Raw genomic sequence first — 26,482 nt, 5'->3', positions numbered from 1 at the left:
ACGTTCCTGCCAACCCCCGCCCACGGGCGGTCCGCGACGGCGACCATTCATCGGGTAAGGCAGCCGATGGAAGGGGCCGAGGAACGTGGCGACCGTGGTGGTGCGCCGGCCGTTGCGCCGGCCCGCGCCGGACATGCCGTCCGGCGAGCTGGTGCTCGAGGCGCCGCCGGAGATCCCGGCGCCACCTGCCCGGCAGTGGACCCAGGTACTGATGGTGCTGCCGATGGTCCTGATGATGGGCGCGATGATCCTGCTGTTCAGCGGGCGGTTCGGCGCGTCGGGGCTCGGCGCGCTGCGCTACGTGGTCTTCGGGGTCTTCGGCGTGGCGATGCTGATGATGGTCGGCGTCTCGCTCCTCAACGGTGGCGGACCGAGCAAGCGCGAGATGGGCAACGCCCGCAGGCTGTACCTGCGTGGTCTTGCCCAGCACCGGGTCCGCGTCGGCCGCACCGCACGCAGGCAGCGGACCGCGCTCTGGTACCTGCACCCCGATCCGGCGACGCTGTGGTCGGTGGCGGCGAGCTACCGGCTGTGGGAACGCCGCCGCCTCGACGCCGACTTCGGTGTCGCCCGCATCGGAGTGGGCCGCCAGAGCCTCGCCACCACGCTGGTCGCCCCCGACACCAAGCCGATGGAGCAGCTCGAGCCGCTGTCCGCGCTCGCGCTGCGGCGGTTCATCACCACCTACTCGGCGGTGCCGGACCTGCCGCTGGCCATGGCGGTCAACGGTTTCAGCCGCATCCACCTCCGCTCCGCGAACCCGGCCGACGGCCACGCCGCCGAGCACGTTCTCGGCCTGGTGCGCGCGATCATCGCCCAGCTGGCCACCCTGCACTCGCCGGACGACCTGCGCATCGCGGTGTGCGTCGCGCCGGAACGCCGCGCGGGCTGGGAGTGGCTGAAGTGGCTACCCCACGCGCTGCACCCGGAGCGGAGCGACGCGCTCGGCCCCCAGCGGCTCGTCGCGCACACGATCCCGTCGCTAGAGGCGGTCCTGGACAACCTGCTGGCCGACCGGCCGCGGTTCGACCCCGAGGACGGCGGCAGCCGGTTCGCGGGCCCGCACCTCGTCGTCGTGCTCGACGGTGGCGCGGTCGCCGGTTCGGACCACCTGCTGGCGGGCGCCGGTGTCGAGGGCGCCACGGTGATCGACCTGTCGACGGTGCCGCCGCGCGTCCCGGACCGGTCCGCCGTGGTGCTCGACGTCGCCGCCGACGCGACGCTGACCAGCCGCACCGCGGACGGCGAGATCGAGCTGGGCCGCGCCGACTCGATGCCGGTGGTGGCCGCCGAGGCGCTGGCCCGCCAGCTCGCGCCGCTGCGGCTGACCTCCGGCGCGCAGGGCGAGGCGCCGATGAGCGCGGAGCTGGGGCTCGAGGACCTGCTCGAACTCGGTGACCCGTTCGCGTTCGACCCCGCGGACACCTGGGTGCAGCGGCCGAACCGGGACCGGCTGCGCGTCAAGTTCGGCATCCGGCCCGACGGCACCCCGATCGAGCTGGACCTCAAGGAGTCCGCGCTCGAAGGCATGGGCCCGCACGGGCTGCTGATCGGCGCGACGGGGTCCGGCAAGTCCGAGCTGCTGCGCACCCTGGTGCTCGCGCTCGCGATCACCCACCCGCCGAACTCGCTGAACTTCGCGCTGATCGACTTCAAGGGCGGCGCCACGTTCACCCGGCTGGACCGGCTGCCGCACACCAGCGCGGTGATCACCAACCTGGCCGACGAGCTCCCGCTGGTCGACCGCATGGCCGACGCCATCAACGGCGAGCTGCTGCGCCGACAGGAGCTGCTGCGCGCCGCGGGGAACTTCGCCTCGCTACGGGACTACGAGAAGGCGCGCGCCGCCGGGGCGCCGCTGCCCGAGGTGCCGACGTTGTTCGTGGTGGTCGACGAGTTCAGCGAGCTGCTGTCGGCCCGGCCGGACTTCATCGACATCTTCGTCCAGATCGGCCGGGTCGGCCGGTCGCTCGGCGTGCACCTGCTGCTCGCGTCGCAGCGGCTCGAGGAGGGCAGGCTGCGCGGGCTCGACGCCCACCTGTCCTACCGCGTGGGCCTGCGCACCTTCTCCGAGATGGACAGCCGGACCGTGCTCGGCGTCTCGGACGCGTTCTCGCTGCCCGCACGCGAGGCGGGCCACGGCTTCCTGCGCCACGGCGACGAGCCGTTGACCCGGTTCCGCGCGGCCTACGTCTCCGGCGTGCACAGCCCGGAGCTGCCGAGCAGCGCGTCCGGCGCGCCGGAGCCGATCGGACTGGCCGAGTACTCGACGACCTTCGTCGCGCTGAAGGTCGAGGACAAGCAGGACACCGAGAAGAAGGACACCGGAAGCAAGGACGACGACGCCGTCGGCGAGAGCCTGCTGGACATCCTGGTCGACCGGTTCGCGGGCCGCGGCGTGCCCGCGCACCAGGTGTGGCTGCCGCCGCTGGCGGACCCACCGCCGCTCGACGAGCTGCTCGGCGGGCTCACCACCGACCCCGAGCGCGGGCTCCAGCCGACCGACCGCTCGATGCGCGGCGCGCTGCGCGCGGTGGTGGGCGTCGTGGACCGCCCACTCGACCAGCGGCGCGACCCGCTCGTGTTCGACCTGTCCGCCGGTGCCGGGCACGCGGTCGTCGCGGGCGGCCCGCAGTCGGGCAAGAGCACGGCCGTGCGCACCGTCATCGCGAGCCTCGCGCTCACCCACACGCCCGCCGAGGTGCAGTTCTACTGCCTGGACTTCGGCGGCGGCACCCTCGGCTCGATCCGCGGGCTGCCGCACGTCGGCGGCGTCGCGGCCAGGCTGAACGTCGGCGCCGTCCGCCGCACGATCGCCGAGGTGGCCTCGGTGCTCGCCGAGCGGGAGCGGCGCTTCGCCGAGCAGGACATCGACGGCATGGCGACCTACCGGGCCATGCGGGCGGACGGCCGGGTCACCGACGACCCCCACGGCGACGTCTTCCTCGTCATCGACGGGTGGCTGACCCTGCGCAAGGAGTTCGAGGACCTGGAGGACGTGGTCACCAGCATCGCCACCCGCGGTCTCGCCTACGGGGTGCACCTGATCGCGACGTGCGCCCGCTGGTTCGACCTGCGCCCGCAGGTCCGCGACCTGTTCGGCAGCAAGCTCGAACTGCGGCTCGGCGACCCCATCGACACCATGGTCGACCGGACCAACGCGCTCCGGGTGCCCGAGAACAGCCCCGGTCGCGGTCTCGCGCCGAGCAAGCACCACGTGCTGACCGCCGTGCCGCGCAGCGACGGTCGCGCCACCGGCGAGGGCCTGTCCGACGCCGTGGCCGCCATGGTCGCGTCGGCGCGCGAGGCGTGGACCGGCGAGCCCGCGCCCGAGGTGCGGATGCTGCCGGGCAAGCTGCCGTACCTCACGTTGCCGTCGACCGACGACCCGGCCGCGCTGGCGCTCACCGTCGGCATCGCCGAGCAGGACCTCGCGCCGGTCCGGCTCGACTTCGGCACGGACGCGCACCTGCTGCTGTTCGGCGACGGCGACTCGGGCAAGACGACGTTCCTGCGCACACTCGCCCGCCGGATCGTGGACTCCTACCCGCTCGAGAAAGCCCGGATGATCATCGTCGACCACCGGCGCGGCCTGCTCGGGGAGGTGGGCACGGAGCACCTGCTCGGCTACGGCACCGACCGGCAGACGACAGGCGCACTGGTCGCGGACGTCGTGACCGTGATGCGCGACCGGCTGCCCGGCCCGGACGTGACGCCCGAGCAGTTGCGCAGCCGCAGCTGGTGGCAGGGCCCGGACCTGTTCCTGCTGGTCGACGACTACGACCTGGTCGTGACCGGTGCGGACAACCCGCTGCTGCCGCTGATGGAGTTCCTGCCGCAGGCGCGGGACATCGGCCTGCACATCGTCGTCACCCGCCGCACCGGCGGCGCGGGCCGGGCGATGTACGAGCCGTTCCTGACCCGGCTGCGTGACGTCGGGTCGATGGGCCTGCTGATGTCCGGCAACCGGGAGGAGGGTCCGCTGCTCGGCGGGCTCAAGCCGGAGGCCCTGCCGTCCGGCCGGGGCCGGCTGGTCTCCCGGCGCGGCGAACCTCGGCTCGTGCAGCTCGCCTGGCTGCCGCCCGCGGACGAGTGACCGACCACAACCCGACCAGAAAGTCGATCAGGAGGAGACATGGGCGATCTGCTCGCCGGGACACCGGCCACGATGATGGCGTTCACCGCGGACGCGCCGACCGTGAACGGCTCGGGGGGTGGGCTGCAGGGCGCGATGGAGGAGAGCGAGGCGTTCCGAAGCGCGCACGAGCAGGCGTTCACACGGCTGCAGACCTTCATCGCCGAGACCAACACGCGCGTCGCGAGGCACATCGACGTCGCGAAGGGTGCCGGCCGGAGCTACCTGGAGACCGACGAGGTCAGCGCGGCCAATCTCAGCATCGCCGACTTCAAGCGACCGAGGTGACCCATGGACTACACGACGATGGAGCTCCCGCAGCAGCTCGAACGGATCAACGCGGAAGTGGCCAACAAGGGACCGCTGCAGGACAAGGCGATGGTGTGGAGCGTCGCGCAACACGAACTCACCGTTTCGGCCCAGACGTTGGGAGCCGCGACCAACCGGATCGAACCGGACTGGCCGGACTCGTCAGGTGACTCGTTCATCGCCGATGCACGGGAGACCGCGCGAAAAGCCGACATCTGGGCCTCGAACATCGGCTCCGCGAACCCGCAGCGGCTGATGCGTGACGTGGCAGGTCTGCTCGGGCCGACCCAGAAGGTCGTGCAGGAGAACCACGACCGGTGGCAGCAGGCGGTGCGGGACTCGGCCGTCGCGGGCGGGGGCACCCCCTCGGCGGCGCTGGCGATTCCGTACCAGATCGCCGCGGGCAACGCGATGAACGCGTTGGCAGACCTGTACGACAAGGCGGCCAAGGCACTCGCCGACGCGAGCACCGGTGAGGCGATGGGTGGACCGTCGAGCACGGCGGCACCCACCGCGAGCCCCACCGCCGTCCCAGGCGGTGCTCCTGGTGGTGCGCCGGGCGGTGCGCCTGGTGGTGCGCCTGGTGGCGCTCCTGGTGGTGCGCCCGGCGGCGCCCCGGGCGGGGCACCCGGCGGCGCGCCCGGTGGGGCTTCCGGTGGGGACCCGTCACTGGCCGGTGGGCTCGGCACCGCGCCGCCGGTGGCTCCGCCGGTGCCGCCGCCCGCGGTGCCACCCATCGCTCCGCCGAACATCCCGCCTGTCGGCGCCATGCCCGTGATGCCGCCGCCGGTGATGCCGTCCTCGGTCGGTGGACTCGGCCGTGGCGGCGGTGGTGCCGGTGGTGTCGGTGGTGCGCGGATCCCGGGCGTCAGCGTCGGTCCCGTGCCCGGCGTCGCCGCCATCCCGGCGGCGGCCCAGCCGGTCAACTCCGCCTCGGCCCCGAAGCCCGCGGTGCCGCCGACCGGTGTGCCGGCGGCACCCGGCGGTGGGTCGTCGCCGACCACGGGCGGCGGCGTACCGATGATGCCGATGGGCATGGGCGGTATGGGAGCCGGCGGCCGCGGCGGTGGTCCCGGTCCCGGCTCCGGCGCGGTGCGGCGGCCGGGCGGGCGTGGCCGCACCGACGGACCGCCGCCAGGGCTCCCACCCGCGCTCAGCGGCAAGGCGGGCCGCAAGGACGCGCACGGCTTCGTCGTACGGACCCGTGACCAGTCGGCCGAGGCGGACGTGCCGAGCACCGTCGAACTGATCGACGAGGACCTGTGGCGGGTCGAGGAGAAGGCCCCGGCCGTGGTCGCGGCCGAGCCGCCACCCCGGACCCGTCTCCGCCGCTGACCCGATCGACGAAAGAGCAGGACGGCCCCGGGGAGCGTGACCGCCCCGGGGCCGTCCGTGCGCCGGAAGGAAACGACATGACCAGCAGGACCGCCGCCGTGCTGATCGCCGCCGCGGTCGCCGCACCGGTGTTCATGGCCGCACCGGCGCACGCCGCGCCGCCCGAGGGTGCCTGCCGCGACCCGGAACCCGCGCACCCGGTGGTGACCGAGGAGCCGTGGGCGCAGAAGATGCTCGACCTGCGCGGCACGTGGAAACACAGCACCGGAGCCGGTGTCGTCGTCGGCGTCGTCGACTCCGGAGTGGACGCCGACCACCCGCAGCTGCGCGGCAAGGTGCTGCCCGGCCGGGACTTCTTCCTCGTCGGGCAGCTGCCGGGCAACTTCGACTGTGTCTCCCACGGCACCGCCGTCGCCTCGATCATCGTCGCGTCGCCTGCCAAGGGCACCGGTTTCCGCGGGGTCGCGCCGAACGCACGGGTGCTGCCGGTCCGGATCACCGACCGCGATCTCAACGACTCCGGCGAACCGACCCCGATCGACCCGAACGCCATCGCGCGCGGCATCCGGTACGCCACCGACCAGGGCGCCAAGGTGATCAACCTGTCGCTGTCCGGGTACCGCGACTACCCGGCGGTGCGCGGCGCCGTCGCGTACGCCCGGTCGAAGGACGTGCTGCTGGTCGCCGCCGCGGGCAACCGGCAGACCGACGGGACGACCACGATCGCCTCGTTCCCCGCCGCCTACGACGGCGTGCTGGGCGTCGGCTCGATCGACGTCGCGGGGCAGCGCTCGGGCGACTCGCAGATCGGCCCGTTCGTGGACCTGGTCGCACCCGGCGACGCCGTGCTCGCCGCGACCAGGGCCGGCGGCCACAACTACTGGAAGGGCACCAGCTTCGCCGCGCCTTTCGTGTCCGGCGTCGCCGCGCTCGTCCGATCGGCGTGGCCGGAACTGACCGCGGCGCAGGTGGCGCGGCGGCTGGTCGCGACCGCGGCACCGGCATCGGGCGGGGCGGCCAGCCCGGAGTACGGCGCGGGCATCCTGGACCCGTACCGCGCGGTCGTCGAAGGTCTGTCCGATGTGGACCCCGCCGGTCTGCCCGCCGTCGTCACCCCGCCGAGGGACCTGGCCCAGGAGCGGAACATCGCGTGGTGGCAGGACATGGGTACCGGCGCGAAACTGGTCGCGGGCGGCGTCGTCGTGGCGATCGGGCTGGCCGCGTTGCTCGCCGTCGTACTACCGCGTGGCGGCCGCCGCCGCTGGGCCCCGGCCCGCGCCGCCGCACTACCGGCCGCACCACCCCGGGACGAACCTCCGGAGGAGGTCTTCCTCTTCCCGCCACCGCCGATGGAACGCACTTCGGGCTGAGCACACGAGGAAGGCCCCGGGCGTCCGGGGCCTTCCTCGTGTTCAGGCCGTGAACGACACGGTGGAAAGGATCTCGGCGAACAGGTGGGCGTCCGCCGCCCGGCGCTCGCCGTCCTGGACACCCAGCGTGAACACGACCACCCGGCCGGCCGGGTGGTCGACGAACGCGTGCTCCTGGACCAGGGCCGGTTCGCCGGGGAGGCGTACGTGCTCGGTGCAGGTCAGCGCCGGGCCACACGGCAGCTCGACCGGGCGTACGTCACCCGGCAGCCGCGCGGCCAGCGCCGCGAGGTCGGCAGGCGCACCGTCGGGCTCGGTGATCGCGAAGTAGGCGGGCCGCCGCGGCGGCAGCATGAACACCGCCCCGTAGCAGGCGCGGCTCGCCAGCAACCCCTGGGCGAACTCCTCGTGGCGCGCCACCACGTCGTCGACACCGGGGACGGCCGGCAGCCCGGCCCGCACCGCAGCGGCGCGTCCGGCCGGGCTCACGGTCAGGTCGACGGGTGTGAAGCCCGCGGGCACCTGGAAGTTCACCGGCGCCTGGGTCGTGCTCAGCGCCGTCATCGCAGCGCCCCGACGATGTCGACGCCCCGGCCTGCCGTGTACCCGGCGGTGCCGAGATCCGAGGCCCCCTGGAGTTCGGACTGCGAGCCCGGCGTGGTCAGGTCGATCACGGTCGGCACCTGGGGCAGGACCTGCGTCCCGGCCTGCAGCCCGGTGGCGACCTCCGGGGCGTTCGCGCCCAGGCCCGTCGCCACGTGCGTCCAGCCCGGGGCGGTGCTGCTGACCGCGTCGGCGAACGCGTTCGCGCCCTTGCCGAGCGCACCGACGCCCGGAATGAGCGAGAGCGCGTCACCGCCGGCGGTGACGATGTTGCCTGGCGTGGGGTCCGCGACGGCTTCCCGCGTGTGCTGGAAGAAGGCGAAGGCGCCGGTGGCCAACGCGACGGCGCCGAGCGCGAGCGCGACCGGCGGGAACGGCGCGGCGGCCAACGCCGCGGTGGAGGCGACGGCGGACACGGCACCGGCCCAGTCGGCCGCTTCCGCCATGCCGAAACCGTCCAGGTCGTCCGGGTCGATGTCCACCTTCGGCCGCTCGGCCTGCGAGGCGACACCGGGCCGGCGCCCGGCGACGATCGCGGTCATCTCGCCGACGAACGCGACGATCGCACGTGCCACCTCGGCGGCGAACGTCTCCATGGCGGCCGCGCCCGCGCCGTCGGGCAGGGCGGCGAGTTCGTCGAAGCCCGCGGCGTTGGCCTGGATCGTCTGGACGATCTGCTCCTTGGTGTGGATCACGTCGTCGGCGAACGCGGTGGCGTGCGCGGCGAGGGTCCGCATCTCGGTGCCCTGCTTGGCCAGGTCGGCGCCAAGACCCAGCCGGCGGGTCGTCCACGTGATACCGGCGTCGTCGGGCCACGCGTCGCCCTCGTTCGCCACCGGGCCCACGAACCCCGGCGGCCGCTGGTTGCCCGACATCGCCGAGCCGAACACCGCACCGGCGTTGGTCCACTGCGTGGCGAGGGCGCGCACGGCTTCCTCGTCGGTGTCGATCCAGCCGCTGCCACCGAGCGCACCGGCGACCTGGGGCTTGACCGCCGCCCAGAGTGGCGACTGTGGTTCCTGGATGGGCATGTCACCGTCCTCCGAGCGGGCTCGACGGAGCGCCCGCGCCCCCGAAAAGCGCGGTCGTCCCGTCGTCCATGCCTGTGTAGATGCCGGAGGCGAGCGAGGTGTCGGCCGCCAGGTCGGCGAACTTCGGCGGAAACGCATCGGCGTTCGTCCGGACCGTCTGGCTCGCGGGCAGGTACGTCTGCCGGAACGCGTCCGCCAGCCGCCCGGTCCCGATGCCGCCCTCGGCCCCGGCGATCCCGGACTTCGCCGTGCCCCAGTCGGTCGCGAGCTGCTCCCCGTACTGGCGCAACCGCTGCGCGGCTGCCTCGACGGGGGCGGGATCCATGGCGGCGAACCCGGTCATCGGTGCACGCTCCCCGGGTCGGCGAGCAGGGAGCGGGTCAGCTCGTAGAGTCGCGTGCGTACCCGCTCGGCCGCCCGGCGCGTGGTCGCGAGGATGTCGGCCGCCAGCGCGGTGGAGTTCGGCGAGCGGAGCACGCGCGGGTCGAGCCTCAGGTCGAGCAGCTCGGTGCGGGCACCGACCGTCACCGTGATCAGGCCGTCGTCGGATTCGGCGGTCTCCCGCACGTCGGCCAGCCGTTCGCGCACGGCCAGCAGTCCGGCCCGCATCCTGTCGTGGTCGACCGTGGGGCCGACCCGGGGTCGTGGAGCCATCGCATCCTCCGGGGTGGGTGTCGATGTCGCGCTAGGCGACAGGTGGTCGGCGCATGGCCGCGTCGTGCGAGAGTCCCGGCCCCATCGGGATCCGGCTGACCACACCGGCCGGCAGGCGCACCGGTTCGACGTCCCCGTAACCGAGCACCGGCGGCACGTCGCGGCCGGCGAGCGGGTAGCCGACACCCATGTCGGTGACCAGCACCAACGTGCCGGACGGTGCGGACGCGCTCGCCATCGACTCGACTACGGCGGCGCCGCCCGGAGGGACCACCACGCGGTCGGCCAGCGCGACACCGTCCTCGGTGCGGCGCGGCGTGGCCATCATCGGGTCGATCTCCGGCAGCGCCGGGTCCAGTGCGAACCTCGGCGCGGACGAGCCCGCGTCGAACGTCAGGCACAGCGTGGCGGACACCCCGGCTTCCGCGAACTCCGGGCGGACCGTCGGCGGGTCACCGTCGGCGGGCTCGGGCATGGCGGTCTGCTGGGCGGACGCGACGTGCGCCATCCCGACCACGATGCCGGACACGTCGGCGTCCGGGTACGCCTTGGCAGTCGAGGCGAAACCGCGCTGAAGGTCGTACTGCAGCGCGGTGATCGGCCGCAGCCGCGTCGGCTCCACCAGGTAGTACTGGCTGCCCGCGGAGGTCTGCACGACCACCAGCTGACCGGAACGCAGGTCGGGACGGCTGGGGATCGCCTTCGACGGTTTGCCGATCTCCGCCACCGCGATCGGCGCGATCGGCTTGCCCGCCGGAACCGACTCGAGCACGGCCGGGCTGACCCGGATCGGCGGGGTGGCCCGCAACGCGAGCGACACCGCGACGATGTCCGCCTTGCTGATCTCGTGCCGGTAGCCGTTCAGGAGCAGGTGCCGCTCGCCGGTCTCCGGGACGTACGCGAGCACGGCCCGCTCGCCGACGTCGGCCCGCGGCTGCGTGCCGACCAGCATGACCGACTGCGGCCGCAACGTCCCGGTGTCGTCGGGCGACTGCCGCGAGCACAGCGTCCAGCCGCCGCCGAGGAGCTGGTCCGGGCCGGGCAGCGAGTCCGGTGCGTCCGGGATGCCGATCCTCGGCCCGCGTGGCACACCTGCCAGCGAGTCGCGCGAGATGCTCGTCGTCTCGGCCTTGCCGCCGAGCGCGAGCAGCGCCGACGTGTAGTTCTCCACCGGGTGCAACCGCTGGTCGAGGTACACGTACCGGGTGCCGGTCTCCTCCTCGACGATCACCGACTTGCCGTCCCGCCAGGAGTCGTTGCCGCCGGGGTTGATCAACCCGTACACGCCGACAGCGGCGAGCGCGACGAGTGCGATCCCGATCCCGGCGAACGCGGCGGTGCCGGGGCGGCGGAACGGCGGTTGTTCCGGGTCGGTCTCCCTGGTGACGAGCGCGGAGACGGTGCGTTGCACCAGGAACTGGTAGGCGTGCAGCTGATCGCGTTTCGATGCCATGTCAGCCGCCCAGCCCGCGCATCCAGCCGTACAGGCCGAGCACCGAACAGGTCACCGGCACCACCGCCAGCACCACGAGCACCTCCAGGATCTCCGCGTACCGGCCCAGGTACGGGTTCGCCGTGCGGGTGCTGTGCACGATCCCGAGCAGCGCGACGAACGCACCGGCGATCAGCAGGCACGGGCCGGCGACCAGGAGCAGGTCCTCCCGGTCGGCCATCAGCGGCCCCACCGCGAGACAGCACGCCCCGGCCAGACCCGCGCACAGCATCGACACCCGCTGCCGGGTGATGGGGTAGAGGCGGGCACGCAGCAGGTAGCCGACGGTCAGCAGGCCGACCAGCAGGAGACCGGCCTCGCTGGTGCTCCGGACGAGCAGCACCAGGCAGACCGACGCGACGACCGCCAGGCCGGCGACCATCCCCGTCAGCAACGCGTCGGCGCGCAGCACCGCGGCGTAGACGGCGCCGCGGGGCGGCTGCGGGTCGTCACGCACGAGGTCGGCGGCGCCGCGCGGCAGCACCGGCATCGGCACCCGGCACAGCCGCAGGGCCAGCGGGGCCAGCGTGGGTGAGAACGCCAGGCCGATCCCGGCGACCAGTGCCGCGGTCTCGTGGGCCTCCAGGGCGTCCCAGGTCGTGAGCCAGCCGCCGACCAGTGCGAGCAGCCCGACGGTGGCCCCGGCGACGAACACCGTCGCCCGGTCGACCACCCCGAACAGGCCGACCATCGCCGCCAGCAGCAACGCGGCGCCCGCGGCCAGCAACTGCGGGGCGCCGAGCGAGGTGAGTGCCCGATCGCCCGCGAAGAGCAGGCCGCCACCGGCGAAGGCGAACGGCAGCGCGACGATCCCGCAGACCGCGCCCGTACCCGCGTCGCCGCCTGCCCTGGCGAGCGCGACCCCGGCGGCCAGGAGCAGCGCCGCGGCCCCGAGCGACCACAGCGCCGGGCCGGACCACGGCGGTCCCGCCCGCAACACGGCGACCAGGCACGACACGACCGCCAGCGCGCCGATCGCGAGGCTGGCGTGCCGGGTGTGCCGGGGTCCCCAGGTGCTGCCCGCCCGGGCAGAGCCGCTGGCGATCGCGTCGACCAGGTCGTCGTACTCGAGTTCCGGCCAGTCGGTGTGTGCGTGCGTGAGGTGCAGGACCTCGCCGTCACGCACGCGCTGGGCGGCGAGCGGCCGGGCCGGTTCCAGCACCGTGCCGTCCGGGCGGCGCAGCACCCAGCCACCCGCGCGGGCGCCCGTGTCGGCCAGGTCCTCGCCCGCGTGGCGGAGGAGGCCGGGCAGCAACTCGGCCAGGGGCGAGCGTTCCGGCAGGGCGAGGTCGATTCGTCTGGCGGGCGCCGCGACGGTCACCCGGACCAGGCCGGTGGTGTTCATGTCGTCTTCCTGACGGGTTCGTGCGGCGGCGGCAGCAACATGCCGGTCCGGCCCCCTTCGTCGGCGGGCAGACCTACCATGACTGGGAGAACAGGTGACCGGTACCGGTTCGGCAGCTAGCGGACATCTCTGGAGGTGGCTCGGTGGAGGGCGGCACAGGGGTGCTCCGGAACGGCTGCGCGCGTCTCGACCTGGCACGGCGGTGACGATGGCGACGATCGACAGCACGGGACTGACACGCATCGACGACGGCCCCGTCGCGACTGTCTACTCAGGACAGCACGCCGGGGTCGTGGTCGCGCTGAAGGTGTTCCCGAAGCGTCTCGACAAGCGCACGCTGGCCGCCTTCAACAAGGAACAGGCCAAGCTGTCCACCGTCCGCAGGGTCACCTCGATCCTGCCGGTCCACGGTGTCGACGAGCTCACGACCGGCGAGTTCGCCGTCCGGATGGAGCGCTGCACCCAGTCGCTGGCCGCCCTGGTCGACCGCGTCGGCTCGCTGCCGCCGGCCGATGTCGTGGTCCTGGGCCGTGTCGTGGCCGAGGCGCTGGCCGCCGCCCACGGCGCCGGGGTCGTGCACGGCGGGATCTCACCGCACAACGTCCTGTTCCGCACCACCGGAGAGCCCGTGGTGGCGGACTTCGGCGTGACGCTGCGCCAGGCCTTCGCCCGGGATCCGTTGTACGCCATCGAGTTCCTGCCCCCGGAGACGCTGCGCACCGGCACGCTGAACGAGGCCACGGACCTCTACGGGCTCGGCGCCGTGTTGCACTACGCGCTCAGCGGGCGCTCACCCCACCCGGGCCGCCTCGGCGAGCAACCGGGCGAGCGGGTGCTGCGCATCCTGGGCGAGCCGGTACCGGCGATCAACAACCCGGACATCCCCGTCGGACTGTCCACTTTGGTCGCACGGCTGCTGGCCGCCGACCCGGCCCGCCGCCTTGGCGACGCCGCCGCGGTCGCCGACCAACTCGGCGCCATGTTGCCGAACGCCCCCCGCCGCCCGGCAACCGACGACTTCGACGACTTCAGCGCAGCCCACCCGGCGACGCCCACACGCCATGCGCCGCCGCCGCGCCCGGTGACGAGCTTCGCGGCAGACGGCGACGACTTCGACGACTTCGCGGTCCCCGCCTACCACGCGGTACCGCCACGTCCGGCCCCCCGACCCACGGTCTCACCACGGCCCGTCGCCCGCCCGCCGCACCCCCCGGTGCCCGTCGCCCAGCCTCCCGCGCCCTCGCCTGTGGCGCCTCCGGTCGTCTCGCCTTCGATGGAGCGGCCTCCGGCGGCGCCATCGGCCGCGGTGCCTCCTGTGGTCCTGTCGCCGGGTGTCCCACCGTCGGCGGAGCGGCCTTCGGATGCCGGGCCTCCCGCTGCGCCGCCTCCTGCTGTGGCGCCGTTCGTCGCGGTGCCTCCGGTTGCGGTGCCTCCTCCGGTTGTCTCGTCGGTGGCGGGGCCTTCGGTTGCCGCACCCGCCGATGCCGGGTCGTCGGTGGCGGCGCCTTCGGTTGCCGCACCCGCCGATGCCGGGTCGTCGGTTGCCGGGCCTCCGGTTGCGGTGCCTCCTGTTGTGGTGCCGTCCGTTGCGGTGCCTCCTCCGGTTGTCTCGCCGGTGGCGGCACCTTCGGTTGCCGCATCCCCGGTCGCCGGGCCTCCGGCTGCGGTGCCTCCGGTTGCGCCGCCTCCTGCTGTGGCGCCGTCCGTTGCGGTGCCGTCGGTTGTGCCTCCTCCGGTTGTCTCGTCGGTGGCGGAGTCTTCGGTTGCCGCGACCCCGGTTGCCGGGCCGTCGGCTTCGGCGCCGTCGGCTGTGCCTCCGGTTGTCCCGCCGGTGGAGGGGTCGTTGGATGCCGCACCCCCGGTCGCCGGGCCTCCGGCTGCGGCGTCTCCGGTTGTCCCGCCATCGGTGGTCCTGCGTCCGGTTGCCGGTCCGTCGGTCGCTCCGCCCTCGGCCCCCGGTCCCGAGGCCGACGAAGGCGCCGACCCGCACTGGCTGCCGGAAACCGAACCGGAGGAGAAACCCGCCGCAGGGACAGCCGACCAGCCGCACCCGCCGAGGCAGGAACCAGCAGGCCCCGCGGACAGCGGACCGGCCGAGTCACCGGAGCATCCGCCACACGACGCCCCCGCCCCACCCGAGCTGCCTCTGGCCACACTGACCCCCGCGGAACCGCCCACCGCGGCCCTGCCCGTACCGGCGACCGTCGAGTTCGCGGCCCAGGCCCGGCCGCCCGCGTCCGCGGCGGTCGCGCGGCCGGACTTCGACATCGACGACGACTTCGCCGACGCCACCGATCCGGTTCGGGGGCGGGCGCGGGCTCGGGTGCTCGCCAGTCCGCTCGCGCCGCCCGGGCAGGCACCCAAGAAGCTCGTCCGCTACGACGTGCTTGCCGGGGCCGCGCTTCTCCTCGCCCTGCTCGCGCTCGTGCCGTTGCTCCTGCTCCGCGGTGACCCGGAGGAGATCTCCAGCACCCCGCGGGTACCGGCCGCGAACGGTTCGGCGGGCGGGGACGTCGAGATCAAGCTGGACGAGCCCGTCGACCTGACCGACGAGGTGCGGCTGAGCTGGACCGCGCCCGACGACCTCGACTTCATCGTGGTCGTCGCGGCCGAGGGCAAGGAGACCGAGTACGAGCTGGCCGAGCGGAACCGCTCGATGACGCTGACCGTCGACGGTGACCTCAAGTACTGCTTCCGGGTACAGGCGACCGACGGGAACGACACCTACGAGAGCAACGTGGTGTCCTTGCGGAACGCGACCTGCAAGGTCTAGTCAGCCGCCCGAGTGCATCATGTCGGCGCCCGCCGGGACGGTCGGGTCGTCCGGGTCGTCGAGCCAGCCGTACGGGAGGGTGACCTTGCCCGGCGAGCCCTGGCGGCCGCGGGGGCCTTCGCCCGTGGTCGGGAACGGGGCGTCGTGTTCCAGTTCGCCCAGGTAGTCGTCCAGTTCGGACAGGGCCGTCACCATGGCGAACTTGCGGCGCAGGGCGGGTCCGACCGGGAAGCCCATGAAGTACCACGCCATGTGTTTGCGCAGGTCACGCATGCCCTTCTCCTCGCCGTCGTGTTCGACGAGGAGTTCGGCGTGGCGGCGCAGGACCTTCGCGACCACACCCAGGTTCGGCGGGGTGGGGAGCGGGCGGCCCTCGAACGCGGCCTGCAGTTCGCCGAACAGCCACGGGCGGCCGAGGCAGCCGCGGCCGACGACGACACCGTCGCAGCCGGTCTTCTCCACCATGGCGAGCGCGTCGGCCGCGGTGAAGATGTCGCCGTTGCCCAGCACGGGGATCGACGTGACCGCTTCCTTCAGCCGCGCGATGCGCGTCCAGTCCGCCTGGCCCGAGTAGCGCTGCGCGGCCGTCCTGGCGTGCAGGGCCACCGCCTGCGCGCCCTCCGCCTCCGCGATGCGGCCCGCGTCCAGGTACGTGTGGTGCTCGTCGTCGATGCCGATGCGGAACTTCGCCGTCACCGGGATGTCGCCCGCGGCGTCGACCGTCGCGCGGATGATGTTCGCGAACAGCTTCCGCTTGTACGGCAGCGCGGCGCCGCCGCCCTTGCGGGTGACCTTGACGACCGGGCAGCCCCAGTTCGTGTCGATGTGGTCCGCGAGCCCCTCGCCGACGATGATCTTCACGGCCTCGCGCATGGTGGCCGGGTCGACGCCGTACAGCTGCACCGACCGGGGGTGCTCGCTCGGGTCGAACGTCATCATGTGCCACGTCTTGGGGTCACGGATGACCAGCGCCCGCGCGGTGATCATCTCGCAGACGTAGAGACCGGCGCCGTACTCACGGCAGAGTCGCCGGAACGCCACGTTCGTGATCCCCGCCATCGGGGCGAGCACCACCGGCGGGTCGACCTGGTACTGGCCGATCCGCAGCGTTGTCGGCACCGTGGAGGGGGCTGCTGCCATGCCTTCCATTGTGAGCGGTGTCCGGCGCCACTCGCCGTGGGGGTTCACACGAACAGTTCGCGCACCTCCTCCGCGGTCAACGCCGGGCTGAACAGGTCGCCGTCGTCCATGACGCCCTTGAACAGCGCCGCCTTCCTCCGCTGCAGCGCCAGCACCTTCTCCTCGATCGTGCCCCGCGCGATCAGCCGGTACACGAGCACGGTGCGCTGCTGGCCGATGCGGTGTGTCCGGTCCACCGCCTGCGCCTCGGCCGCCGGGTTCCACCACGGGTCCAGCAGGAAGCAGTAGTCCGCCTCCGTCAGGTTCAGCCCGAACCCGCCCGCCTTGAGGCTGATCAGGAACACCGGCGCGGCGCCGTCCTTGAACCTGGCCAGCACCTCGGCACGGTCGCGGGTGCGGCCGTCGAGGTAGCAGTACTCGATCCCCTCGGCCTCCAGCCGCTCACGCACCGTCGCGAGGAACCCCGTGAACTGGCTGAACACCAGCGCCCGGTGCCCGCCGCCGAGCACGTCCCGCAGCTGCTCGACCAGCGCGTCCACCTTGGCCGACGGCAGGTCGGCGTGGTCGGCGTCGACCAGGCCCGCGTGCAGGCACAGCCGGCGCAACGACGTCAGCGACCGCAGGATCGTGAACCGGTTCTGGTCCAGGTCGTCCAGCAGGCCGAGCACCTTCTGCCGCTCCCGCTGCAGCACCGTCTGGTAGAGCTTGCGGTGCTTCGGGTGCAGGTCCACCTCCAGCACCTGCTCCACCTTGGGCGGCAGGTCCTTCGCCACCTGTTCCTTCGTGCGCCGCTTCACCAGTGGCCGCACCCGCCGCCGCAGCTGCGCCAGGAGCGCCGCGTCGTCGTCCTTCTCGATCGGGCGGGCGTAGTAGTCCTTGAACCGGGTCGGGCTCGGGAACAGCCCGGGCGCGGTGATCGACAGCAGCGACCACAGCTCCATCAGGTTGTTCTCCATGGGGGTGCCGGTGATCGCGAGCTTCACCGGCGCGGGCACCCGCCGCAGGCACTGGTACACCTTCGACTGGTGGTTCTTGGTGAACTGCGCCTCGTCCATGATCAGCCCGGCCCACGACACGTCCGCGTACGCCTCGACGTTGAGCCGGAGCAGCGTGTACGACGTGACGACCACGTCCGCGTCGACGGGTAACGGCCCCCGCTTCGTCACCGCCGCCACCCGCAGGTGCGGTGCGAACCGCGCCGCCTCCGCCACCCAGTTGCCCACCACGCTGGTCGGCGCGACGATCAGGAACGGCTCGTCCGCGGCCGCGTGGCAGATCAACGCCAGCGACTGCAGCGTCTTCCCCAGCCCCATGTCGTCGGCCAGGATGCCGCCGAGCCGGTGCTCCCACAGGAACGCGAGCCACTGGAACCCGTCCACCTGGTACGGGCGCAACGTCGCCCGCACCGTCGAGGGCACCGCGGCCCGCCGCACCGAGTCGAGCGACAGCAGGCCGTTCACCTGCCGCGACCACGCGCTCGCCTGCCGTTCGACCACGCCGAGCCGCGCCAGCTCCTCCCACAGCCCGGCCTGGTAGCGGCTGATCCGCAACGTCCCGTCGGACGCCTCGTGCAACGACCGAGCCTCGTCGATCAGGTCACGCAGCGCCCGCAGTTCCGGTTTCTCCAGCGAGAAGTACGCCCCGTCGGGCAGCAGCAGGTGCGACCTGCCCCTGGCGAGCGCGACGAACACGTCGAGGAACGGCACCTCGCGTCCCTCGACCGTGATGGTCACGCCGAGCCCGAACCAGTCGTTGTCGCCCGGTATGTCCGACGTGGACACGCCGATCGTCAGCGAGTCGCCGACCTCGCGGTAGTCGGCGGGCTCCCCGTCCGCCGAGACGAGCACGCCGGGCCGGGCGAGCAGCGGCAGCACCTCGGTGGTGAACCGCATGGTCTCGATGCCACGTAACCGCCCCGGTCGCAGCCGTCGCCCACGGCGCAACCCGAACCCGTCCAGCGGCAGGTCGTCCAACTCGGCCAGCAGCGCCGACTCGGCCGCCAGGTCGCGGTGCGGCTCCGGCTGCTCACCCGGCACGCTGCGCACCAGCTCGTCACCGACCTGGTACTCCCACGCCCACGACACCTCCAGCCGGTGCTCCTCGCCGTAGGCCGCGTGCACCACGAGCGTCGGCGGCGAGACCTTCGGCGGGCCGTTGCGCCAGGCCTCGGTCGCCGCCCGCAGCATCGACCACAGCTCGGCGCCCACGTCGGGTCGCGGCGACGACTGACCCGCCGCGGTCAACACCAGCGCCACGGCGTGCTTGCAGTCCATCTCCACCGGGCAGCTGCACTCGCCCTCCGCGAACGTCAGCGCCGGGCCGCGGCCGGAGCTGAAGTACGCCGTCGTCTCGTAGACCTCACCCCACGAGCCCCGCACCTTCCCCCGCACCGCGTTCGCGTCCTCGTCCCACCACAACGACAGCACGGCACGCTCACGCGCGTACCTCACGCCACGCGCGTACGACGTCCGCCCGGCCGCCTCCTCGAGGCCGGAGATGTCGACACCGGACAGCAACGCTGACTGCATGCCCGCCAAGCTATCCGGCGGCACCGACAATTTCGGCCCGCCGCGCGGCGGGCGCCGCGACCAGCCACAACACCCCGAGGCACGCGACCACCCCCGACCACAGCAGCGTCGCGCGGGTGCCCAGCACGGTCCCGAGCACGCCGCCGAGCAGGCTCCCCAGCGGGATGACGCCCCACATCGTCAGCTCCATCGTGGCGGTGACCCTGCCGAGCAGCGCGGACGGGCACACCGTCTGCCGGATCGTCGCCATCACGACGTTGGTCGCCACGATGCAGAAGCTCGCCACGAACCCGCTCACCACCCACCACACCAGGCCCCAGCCGGGCGTGGTGAAGCCCTGCACGAGGAACCCGGGCCCGAGGCAGGCAGCGCCCACCAGGAGCACCCTGACCTGCCCGAACCGGGCCACGAGCCGCCCCGTCACCGCCGCCGCCAGCAGCGCGCCGACCAGGCCGATCACGCCGAGCAGGCCGATCACCCCGGCGGACAGCCCGATGTCCCGCACCAGGAAGACGATGCTCACACCCATTCCCGCCGCCTGGCACAGAACCACGGTCGCGGTGTTCAGCGCCATGGGCCGCAGCAGCGGGTGACGCGCCACGAACCGCACGCCCTCGGCGATCTCACGACCCAGGTGGCGGTCGGGGACACGGGGTACGGGCGGCTCGCGGTGGGAGATCGACCGGACCCACAGCGCCGACCACACCATCGACAGCGCGTCCACCACGAACACGAACGGCGCGGTCAGCAACTGCACGAACCACCCGCCCGCACCCGCCCCGGTCAGCGCCGCCACGGACGCGTTCGCCGCCAGCTTCGCGTTCGCGTCCACCAGCTTCGCCGGCGGCAGCAGGCGCGGCAGGTACGACTGGTGCGCCACGTCGAAGAACACGGTCAGCAGTCCGACCGCGAACATCACCACGTACAGCTGCCACAGCGCGAGCACCCCGAACAACGCGGCGGCGGGCACGGTCAGCATGAGCACGGCCCGGCCGAGGTCGGTGGCGATGAGCACGGGCCTGCACCGCACCCGGTCCACCCACGCGCCCGCCAGCAGCCCGAACAGCAGGTACGCGAGCGACTCGAACGTACGCACCAGCGCGACCTCGAACGTCGACGCGTGCAGGTACAGCGTCGCGAGCAGTGGCGCGGCCAGGAACGTCATCCGGGTGCCGATCTGGCTGACCGCGTCGGCCAGCCACAGCCGGCGGAAGTCCATGACGACACCCTAGCAACCGCTAGGGGGTGAGATACTCGGAACATGGCAGATCCCGTGCTGCGTGCCCTGGGGCACCCGACCAGGCTGCGGATGCTGTCGCTCATGTGGAGCGGCCCGCTGTCCGCCGCCGCGCTGGCCGTCGAGCTGGGCATCTCCCACGGCCTCGCGAGCCAGCACCTGCGCACCCTCGACCGGGCGGGGCTGGTCCGGCTCGTCGAGGTGCGCCCGAAACGGGGCGGCCGCGAGCGGCTCTACCGGACGGTGAAGGGCAGCCCGCTGTCGGACCGCACGGACGCGTCTCCGCTGCTCACCGAGGCCATGGTGAGCAACCTGCGCCAGCGGCTCGCCGAGCGCGTGCCCGACTCGGAGATGGTGGTGACCGACGCCGAGCTGTGGCTCGAACCCGCGGTCTGGCTCGACGTCCGCAAACGCTTGCGCGACCTGATGCACGAGCTGCACGAGCACTCACGGCCACCACGCACCCCGGGCACGACACCGATCGGGGCGACTCTGATGGCCTTCGAGATGACCGTGGGCGATCCGCCGGGGACCGGTCCCCGGCACACGGACTGATACTGGGGACGAAGCACGGACCCGGGGAGGTCGCATGGACGGGAGCACCCAGCTCGCCGACGGTCAGCGGCTGTCGAGCAACCACGACAGCCTGGCGTTCGGGGTGCCCCGCTCCGCCCCCGGCGCGATCTACGCACTGGCGATCGGCGGCGGGTTCGCCGTCGGCCCGCGCGAGGGGCGCACGGTCGTGTTCGGCCGCAACAAGCCGGAGGTGCACGTCTGCATCGGCGAGGACGACCGGCGCGTCAGCCGCCAGCACGGCCTGCTGACCTGCCAGGACGGCCGCTGGTGGGTGCGCAACACGGGGCGTCTGCCGATCCGGATGCCCGGCTCGCAGTGGCTGTTCGCCGACGAGGAGTCGTTGCCGCTCGCCGCCGGGTACACGCCGCTGTTCGTGCCCGGCACTCGCGGCCGCGAGCACCTGCTGGAGCTGTACGTCGCCGGTGACGACGGGTCCCGGCCCGCGCCCCGCCCCGGGGACGTCACCGAGCCGCCCCGCACGTGGCGGCTGCTTCCCGAGGAACGCCTCGTGCTGATCGCCCTCGGCCAGCGCTACCTGCTGCACGAGTCCGACCCGCAGCCCCTTGGCCGTCAGCAGGTCGCCGAGCAGCTCAACGAACTGCAGCCGGAGACGTGGACACCGCGCAAGGTCGAGCACACGGTCGCGGCCGTGCGCGCACGCCTGTCCAAGGCCGGGGTGCCCGGGCTGACCCGCGAGGAGGTCGGCGAGCCGGTCGGCAACAAGCTCAACGACAACCTGCTGCGCGAACTGCTGCTGTCGACCACGCTCGTGCCGCCGGACCTGCGCGCGATCGACCCCGACGACGGGGACACGCGGAGATGACGGGCACCTTCCCGCCGCAGCCGCTGCCGCCGTCACCGGGTGGGCTCGCGGGCCGGGTGCCGCCCGCGCCGCCGGGCAGCCTGTTCGTGCTCGCCGCGGGCGGCGGGTTCGCCGCACCGCCGAGGCCGAAGTTCGAGGTGGTGTTCGGCCGCAAGGAACCGGACGTGCACGTGTGCATCGGCCCGGACGACCCGAGGATGAGCCGTTTCCAGGGCCGTATCACCCGCGGCGGCGACGAGTGGTGGCTGCGCAACGAGGGCCGCCTCCCGATCCGGCTGCCGCAGTCCCGGTTCCTGCTGTCCGGCAACGAGATCCCGCTCGGCGAGGGCTACAGCCCGCTGTTCATCCGCACGTCCAGCCGCCGCGAGCACCTGCTGGAGGTGCGGATCGTCGGCACGGGCCGCAAGGACACGCTCGCGGGCACCGACCAGCCGACCGAGACGGCCGACCCGGACAGCTGGGAGGTCGACGCCACCGAGCGGCTCGTGCTGACCGCGCTCGCGGTGCGGTACCTGCGCCAGGAGCCACACCCGCAGCCGCAGTCGTGGAAGCAGGTCGCGCTCGACCTGAACGCGGCGATGGGCACCCGCTCGGACTGGACGCACAAGCAGGCCGCCAACGTCGTCCTGAAGGTCCGCGAACGCCTCAGCCCGTACGTCGAGGGCCTGCGCCTGGAGGACTGGGGCGACCCGGCGGGCAACATGGTCAACCACCAGCTGATCCAGGAACTCCTGCAGACCGCCACGCTACGCCCACCCGACCTACGCCTCCTAACCACAGAACCCGACTGACAACCCCGCGAGTCGCGCGCCAAAACACCGCGAGTCGCGCGCCAGGACACCGCGAGTCGCGCGCCCGGACATAGCGAGTTGGTGGTTTCGTGCAGGTGCGGGGTGTGCACGAAACCACCAACTCGGTGTGCGTGGGGGCGCGACTCGCGGGGGGTGGTGGTTACGCTGGGGCGGGTGGGAGATTCTTCAGCGCGTCGGGTGCCGCTCGCCTTCGGGGTCGCGGCCGCGGTGGTCGTGGTCGACCAGGTCACGAAGTTCTGGGCGGAACGTGCGCTCACCGGGCGCGAACCGATCCCGGTCATCGGCGACTTCATCCAGTTCCGGCTGTTGTACAACCCCGGCGCGGCGTTCTCCATGGGCGCGAACGCGACGTGGCTCTTCACCATCATCGCGGCGGTCGCCGCGGGCTGGCTGCTCTGGTACGTCACGCGCCCGCACACCGTCAGCCAGGTGGTCGCGTTCTCGCTGCTGCTGGGCGGTGCGGTCACGCACCTCGGCGACCGCCTGTTCCGCGACCCCGGCTTCGCACGCGGGCACGTGGTCGACTTCATCGACTACAACGGCTGGTTCGTCGGCAACGTCGCGGACATCGCGCTGACCCTCGGTGCGGTGTTCGCGATCGTGGTCAGCGCCAGACAGCCCGAACCGGCCGAGCCCCGCGACTAGAGCGCGGGCCCGGCGCCGGCCCGCCACCACGTGATCAGGTCCTGCTGCGTGTACCCCTGGAACGCGAGGCCGAGGATGTTGGTCCTGTCCGACGTCCAGATCAGGTAGTAGTTCTCGTGCGGGCCGGTGCCGCACATGAGTTTGCCCGTGTCCCCGCCCCGCGAGTACGCCGCGTCCGCGCTGAACCGCGGCGGGTTCGCGAGGCAGTTGCCGCCGCTCACCGTGGACTGCGCGGTGTGCGCCGCGTCCATCGTCGCCTTGTCGGGGAACTGGTAGTAGAAGACGATCCGCGCGCCCGGCGACGGCCCGCACACGACCGCGGCGGTGCTCCCCGACGCCTCGTTCGTCTCGACCTGCCCTGCCGACGGGCGCATGCAGTTCTTGCGGGTGTTCTCCGGGACGTGCCGCAGCAGCTCGGCCTCCGCCGGCTGCGGGAACGACGGCGACGCGGTCCGGTTCGCCGCGTCGACGACCTTCCGCAGCGGCAGCCCGTACGTCCGCTCCCACCAGTCCACGAGGTCCGCGGGCGCGTCGCCGCCGGTCGCGCGGACCAGGAGGCGCAGCGGTTCGATCGTCCACTCCAGCACCGGTTCGCCCCGCGCACCCTGGTAGCAGAGCATCGAGCCGAGGTCGACGCTGCGCAGGTCGAACGGCCGGTTGCCGAGGAAGTTCGCCGGGGCGGGATCGGCGGTGCAGTCCACACCGGTCGGCGCGTTCGCCTCGTCGACGTGCTGGTCGTACGTGCGGCGCAACGAGTCGAGGTCGCTGAACCGGTAGTACGACACGGCGGCCGCGCCGTCGTTGACCGGGTCGCAGTCGATGGCCGCCTCGAGGTCGCGGAACGTGCCGAGCGTGCCGGCCCGCGTCCGTTCACACCGTTGCAGCTCGACCAGGTCGACCAGCGACTTCTCCGCCGCGGTCGGGAACTCCGGGATGCCGACCCAGTCCCGCCACGCGTCGACGAGCCGCTGGTCGTCCGCCTCGCGGATGTTCGCCTGGGCGACCGTGCGGGCGCTGTCGTTCGTCCACACGAGACGCGTCGTGCCGCCGTCCCCGTAGCACAGGACGCGGCCGACCTGGTTGCCCCCGTTGGGATAGCGGTGTTCCGCGCCGGTCGAGACCGTGCAGTCGCCCCGGTCGCGCGGGACGCCGGAGTCACGCGCCAGCCCGGCGTACGCGTTGTCCATCGCGGACTGGTCGGCGAAGAGGGTGAACCGCACGTGCTGGTCGCCGTCCCGGCAGTCCAGCGCGTCCTCGGCGCCGGGCAGCGACGGGGACACCTCGTCGCAGTCCCCGCGCAACGGTGGCGGGACCCGGAAGACGGGGCTGGCGCTGGAGGTTCCGCCGGGCAGGTTGATCACGACCACCACCGCGACGGCGATGACCGCGACCGCCGCGGCGACGGCGGCGAACGGCTTCCACCGCCCCGGCCTTCGCGGTGCCCTGCGGCGCCGGGTGCCGCGCACCGGGCCACCGCTGACCGCGTTCGCGAAGTCCGTGGCCAGTTCGGTGCACGACGCGTACCGGTCCGCCGGCCGCTTCGCGAGTGCCGTCGCCATCACCTTGTCCAGCGCCGCGGGCAGTTCCGGGCGCACCGCGGTCACCGGCGGCGGCTCCTCGTGCTGCTGCGCCCACAACAACGCGCTGGTGTCGGACTGCACGTACGGGGCGCGGCCGGTGAGGCACTGGTACAGCACCACGCCCAGCGAGTACACGTCCGCTCTCGGGTCGACGGGCGCCGGTTCGGCCTCACCGCCCGGGATCAGCTCCGGCGCGACGTAACCCGGCGTGCCGACGCGACGGCCGACCTCGGTGAGCCGTTCGCCGAGCACGGGCGCCGCGATCCCGAAGTCGCACAACTGGACCACGCCCGACCGCCGGTCCACGAGGATGTTGCCGGGCTTGACGTCCCGGTGCACGACACCCTTGGCGTGCGCGAAGTCCAGCGCCGAGGCCACCGACTGGATCATGACGACGGTCCACCGGAGGTCCGGCGGCCCCGCCCGGAGCAGGTCGCGCAGGTTCGGGCCGTCGATGTACGGCATGACCAGGTAGAGCAACTCGTCGTCGTCGGGCGCCGAGTAGAGCGGGACGATGTTGGGGTGGCTGAGGTTCGCGGCCGACAGCATCTCCCTGCGGAACCGCTCGCGGAACGACGGCTCGAACGCGAGCGCGGGCGCGATGACCTTGAGCGCGACCGGCCTGCCGCCGAGGTGCTTCTCCTCGGCCAGGTAGATGACGCTCATCCTGGTCTCCGACAGCTTCCGGATCAGCCGGAACCGAGGAAGTTGGTCGGACAGCTCCGGCTGACTGGGAAACTGGTCCTCGGTCATGTCGTCCAACCAGAAACTCCCCCCGCGAAGGACTGGACTCGCCGTGCCGATTCATGATGCCAGGCGCCTCGTCGCCGTTTCAGCGCTGACGCTGCTCCTCGCCGCCTGTACGAACGAGATGGCCGGGTCGCCGATCGGCACCGGCCAGATCGTGGACGAGGACCCGTCGGCGTCCGCGCCGGGCCCGTCCGGCACGGGCACACCCGCGCCGCCGTCGCCGACGAACGAGGACATCCCACCCGCGGCCGACGGCTCGGACGTGAAGGCCTGTTACGACGGGACGTGCGAGGTGATGCTGCGTGCGCCGGTGAAGATCCCGTTCGACCCGAAGACCGGCCTGGTGGAGCTGAACCTGACCAGAGTGGACGGTGTGGACGGCGCGCAGCTGTCCGGCACGGCGGTCGGCGGCGGCACGGTGTCGGTGTCCGTGTACGCGGATCCGGGCTTCGAGTCGACCGCCACGGTCAACGGTTTCACCATCACCGCGCTGTACACGGTGGACGGAGTGGCCGTACTGCGGATGTCGCCGCCGTCCTGAACCTGCCACCCCGGGCGTGAGAAAAGCTCACGTCGACGCTTCCCAGTTTCACTGGATGTATGTACAGTCAACAACGCACGGGACACCTCAGAAAGGGGGATTTGGCCGAACCGGGGCACGAATGGTGGGGTGGAACGCGTGTCGCCACGATCGGCCGAGGTCAACGAGCACCTCAGGGAGCAGTCGCGCGAGCGGATCCTCGCGGCGGCCCTGGCCGTGTTCGCCGAGAAGGGCTTCCACAACGCGACGATCTCCGAGATCACCGCGAGAGCAGGGGTCTCGCGGGGTCTCATCACCTACTACTTCCCCGGCAAGCTGCAGCTGGCGCACGAGCTGCTCGGCCGGTACCTCGACGGCATCGCCGCGCTGACCGGCGTCACCGGCACCCCCGACGAGCGCCTCGCCTCGATCATCGACGGCGTGCTGCGCTCGGTCGGGGAGAACCCGGCGGTGCAGCGGATGGCCATCAGCCTGATGACCCACCCGTCGACGCGGCCCGCGTTCGCGGCCGTGGAACAGCAGAAGGACCGCGAGCTGCGAGCCGTCGAGGACACGCTGCGCGACCTGTTCGCCGCGCGAGGGGCCGAGGACCCGGCACTCGAGGAGGTGACGCTCCGCAGCGTGCTGGAGGGCGTCATCTTCAAGGCGACCATCTACGAGGACACCTTCCCGCTGGAGCGGATGCGCCGCCGCCTCTACGCGATGTACGACCTGCCCGGCCCGTGCGGCGCGCTCAGCGGCGACGAGGCCGACGACGACCCGCCGCCGGTCGGCCGCCTGCGCGCCCCCGGCGCGTAGAAGGA

At 72.9% G+C, this 26,482-nt stretch carries 21 protein-coding genes; 11 read left to right on the top strand and 10 right to left on the bottom strand.

What is annotated here, in order from left to right; genetic code table 11:
- Positions 1-85 precede the first annotated feature (85 nt).
- The 4 genes from eccCa (at position 86) to mycP (ending at position 7,149) form a co-directional block, all read left to right on the top strand.
- Complete coding sequence (gene eccCa / locus ACIBVP_RS24570; RefSeq protein WP_396108633.1) at positions 86-4,096, top strand: type VII secretion protein EccCa; 4,011 nt, start codon at positions 86-88, stop codon at positions 4,094-4,096.
- Between the two features lie 39 nt (positions 4,097-4,135).
- Complete coding sequence (locus ACIBVP_RS24565) at positions 4,136-4,423, top strand: hypothetical protein (protein WP_396108632.1); 288 nt, start codon at positions 4,136-4,138, stop codon at positions 4,421-4,423.
- A 3-nt stretch (positions 4,424-4,426) separates the two neighbouring features.
- Entirely contained in the window at positions 4,427-5,779 is a 1,353-nt protein-coding gene (locus tag ACIBVP_RS24560) for a hypothetical protein (RefSeq protein ID WP_396108631.1), read from the top strand.
- Between the two features lie 77 nt (positions 5,780-5,856).
- On the top strand, positions 5,857-7,149 hold the full coding sequence (mycP, locus tag ACIBVP_RS24555) for a type VII secretion-associated serine protease mycosin (RefSeq protein WP_396108630.1): 1,293 nt from the start codon (positions 5,857-5,859) through the stop codon (positions 7,147-7,149).
- A gap of 42 nt (positions 7,150-7,191) precedes the next feature.
- On the opposite strand, the gene ACIBVP_RS24550 is transcribed toward mycP, so the two are convergent.
- Genes ACIBVP_RS24550 through eccD form a run of 6 tightly spaced genes read right to left on the bottom strand, consistent with a single transcriptional unit; the run spans position 7,192 to position 12,274 of the window.
- On the bottom strand, positions 7,192-7,713 hold the full coding sequence (locus ACIBVP_RS24550) for a hypothetical protein (protein ID WP_396108629.1): 522 nt from the start codon (positions 7,711-7,713) through the stop codon (positions 7,192-7,194).
- Entirely contained in the window at positions 7,710-8,783 is a 1,074-nt protein-coding gene (locus ACIBVP_RS24545; protein WP_396108627.1) for a hypothetical protein, read from the bottom strand. Before ACIBVP_RS24545 ends, ACIBVP_RS24550 begins: the two co-directional genes overlap by 4 nt.
- Position 8,784: 1 nt before the next feature.
- The gene (locus ACIBVP_RS24540; protein WP_396108626.1) at positions 8,785-9,126 is read right to left on the bottom strand and encodes a hypothetical protein; all 342 of its coding nucleotides are present in this window, start codon (positions 9,124-9,126) and stop codon (positions 8,785-8,787) included.
- Positions 9,123-9,437 (bottom strand): YbaB/EbfC family nucleoid-associated protein, encoded by a 315-nt coding sequence (locus tag ACIBVP_RS24535; RefSeq protein ID WP_396108625.1) that lies wholly within the window; start codon positions 9,435-9,437, stop codon positions 9,123-9,125. Before ACIBVP_RS24535 ends, ACIBVP_RS24540 begins: the two co-directional genes overlap by 4 nt.
- 31 nt (positions 9,438-9,468) lie before the next feature.
- Positions 9,469-10,890: a type VII secretion protein EccB gene (gene eccB / locus ACIBVP_RS24530; protein ID WP_396108624.1), complete on the bottom strand. Its 1,422-nt coding sequence runs from the start codon at positions 10,888-10,890 to the stop codon at positions 9,469-9,471.
- A 1-nt stretch (position 10,891) separates the two neighbouring features.
- Positions 10,892-12,274 carry a type VII secretion integral membrane protein EccD gene (gene eccD / locus ACIBVP_RS24525; RefSeq protein WP_396108623.1) on the bottom strand — a complete coding sequence of 461 codons (1,383 nt, stop codon included), beginning with the start codon at positions 12,272-12,274 and terminating at the stop codon, positions 10,892-10,894.
- Between the two features lie 208 nt (positions 12,275-12,482).
- Here eccD and ACIBVP_RS24520 point away from each other — a divergent pair, with 208 nt between their 5' ends.
- Positions 12,483-15,047: a protein kinase gene (locus ACIBVP_RS24520; protein WP_396108622.1), complete on the top strand. Its 2,565-nt coding sequence runs from the start codon at positions 12,483-12,485 to the stop codon at positions 15,045-15,047.
- Here ACIBVP_RS24520 and dusB read toward each other — a convergent pair whose 3' ends face one another.
- The 3 genes from dusB to ACIBVP_RS24505 are packed head-to-tail and all read right to left on the bottom strand — an operon-like array spanning position 15,048 to position 19,934.
- Complete coding sequence (dusB, locus tag ACIBVP_RS24515) at positions 15,048-16,187, bottom strand: tRNA dihydrouridine synthase DusB (RefSeq protein WP_396108621.1); 1,140 nt, start codon at positions 16,185-16,187, stop codon at positions 15,048-15,050. It abuts the gene before it with no gap.
- A 44-nt stretch (positions 16,188-16,231) separates the two neighbouring features.
- Positions 16,232-18,715 (bottom strand): DEAD/DEAH box helicase, encoded by a 2,484-nt coding sequence (locus tag ACIBVP_RS24510; protein ID WP_396108620.1) that lies wholly within the window; start codon positions 18,713-18,715, stop codon positions 16,232-16,234.
- A gap of 10 nt (positions 18,716-18,725) precedes the next feature.
- Positions 18,726-19,934, bottom strand: a complete 1,209-nt coding sequence (locus tag ACIBVP_RS24505) for an MFS transporter (protein ID WP_396108619.1) — start codon at positions 19,932-19,934, stop codon at positions 18,726-18,728.
- A 42-nt stretch (positions 19,935-19,976) separates the two neighbouring features.
- On the opposite strand from ACIBVP_RS24505, the gene ACIBVP_RS24500 reads away from it, so the two are divergent.
- The 4 genes from ACIBVP_RS24500 to ACIBVP_RS24485 all read left to right on the top strand — a co-directional run bounded on the left by ACIBVP_RS24500 (position 19,977) and on the right by ACIBVP_RS24485 (position 22,808).
- The gene (locus tag ACIBVP_RS24500; RefSeq protein WP_396108618.1) at positions 19,977-20,507 is read left to right on the top strand and encodes an ArsR/SmtB family transcription factor; all 531 of its coding nucleotides are present in this window, start codon (positions 19,977-19,979) and stop codon (positions 20,505-20,507) included.
- A gap of 34 nt (positions 20,508-20,541) precedes the next feature.
- Entirely contained in the window at positions 20,542-21,351 is an 810-nt protein-coding gene (locus tag ACIBVP_RS24495; protein ID WP_396108617.1) for an FHA domain-containing protein, read from the top strand.
- Positions 21,348-22,142: an FHA domain-containing protein gene (locus tag ACIBVP_RS24490; protein ID WP_396108616.1), complete on the top strand. Its 795-nt coding sequence runs from the start codon at positions 21,348-21,350 to the stop codon at positions 22,140-22,142. The genes ACIBVP_RS24495 and ACIBVP_RS24490 overlap by 4 nt, the downstream gene beginning before the upstream one ends.
- Before the next feature lie 174 nt (positions 22,143-22,316).
- The gene (locus ACIBVP_RS24485) at positions 22,317-22,808 is read left to right on the top strand and encodes a signal peptidase II (protein WP_396108615.1); all 492 of its coding nucleotides are present in this window, start codon (positions 22,317-22,319) and stop codon (positions 22,806-22,808) included.
- On the opposite strand, the gene ACIBVP_RS24480 is transcribed toward ACIBVP_RS24485, so the two are convergent.
- Positions 22,805-25,141, bottom strand: coding sequence for a serine/threonine-protein kinase (locus ACIBVP_RS24480; RefSeq protein ID WP_396108614.1), 2,337 nt, complete (start codon positions 25,139-25,141; stop codon positions 22,805-22,807). The two genes, ACIBVP_RS24485 and ACIBVP_RS24480, sit on opposite strands and share 4 nt — an antisense overlap.
- Before the next feature lie 43 nt (positions 25,142-25,184).
- Between ACIBVP_RS24480 and ACIBVP_RS24475 the strand changes: the two genes are divergently transcribed.
- Both ACIBVP_RS24475 and ACIBVP_RS24470 read left to right on the top strand, forming a co-directional pair.
- Complete coding sequence (locus tag ACIBVP_RS24475) at positions 25,185-25,679, top strand: hypothetical protein (protein WP_396108613.1); 495 nt, start codon at positions 25,185-25,187, stop codon at positions 25,677-25,679.
- Between the two features lie 138 nt (positions 25,680-25,817).
- A complete protein-coding gene (locus ACIBVP_RS24470; RefSeq protein WP_396108612.1) occupies positions 25,818-26,477 on the top strand; it encodes a TetR/AcrR family transcriptional regulator in 660 nt (219 codons plus the stop codon).
- The last annotated feature ends 5 nt before the right edge of the window (positions 26,478-26,482 follow it).

Origin of the sequence: Actinophytocola sp. NPDC049390 (genome assembly GCF_044466355.1) — a bacterium.
Taxonomy (GTDB): Bacteria; Actinomycetota; Actinomycetes; order Mycobacteriales; family Pseudonocardiaceae; genus Actinophytocola.
Note: the sequence above shows the minus strand (reverse complement) of the source record. Positions and strands in the feature narration are given on the sequence as shown.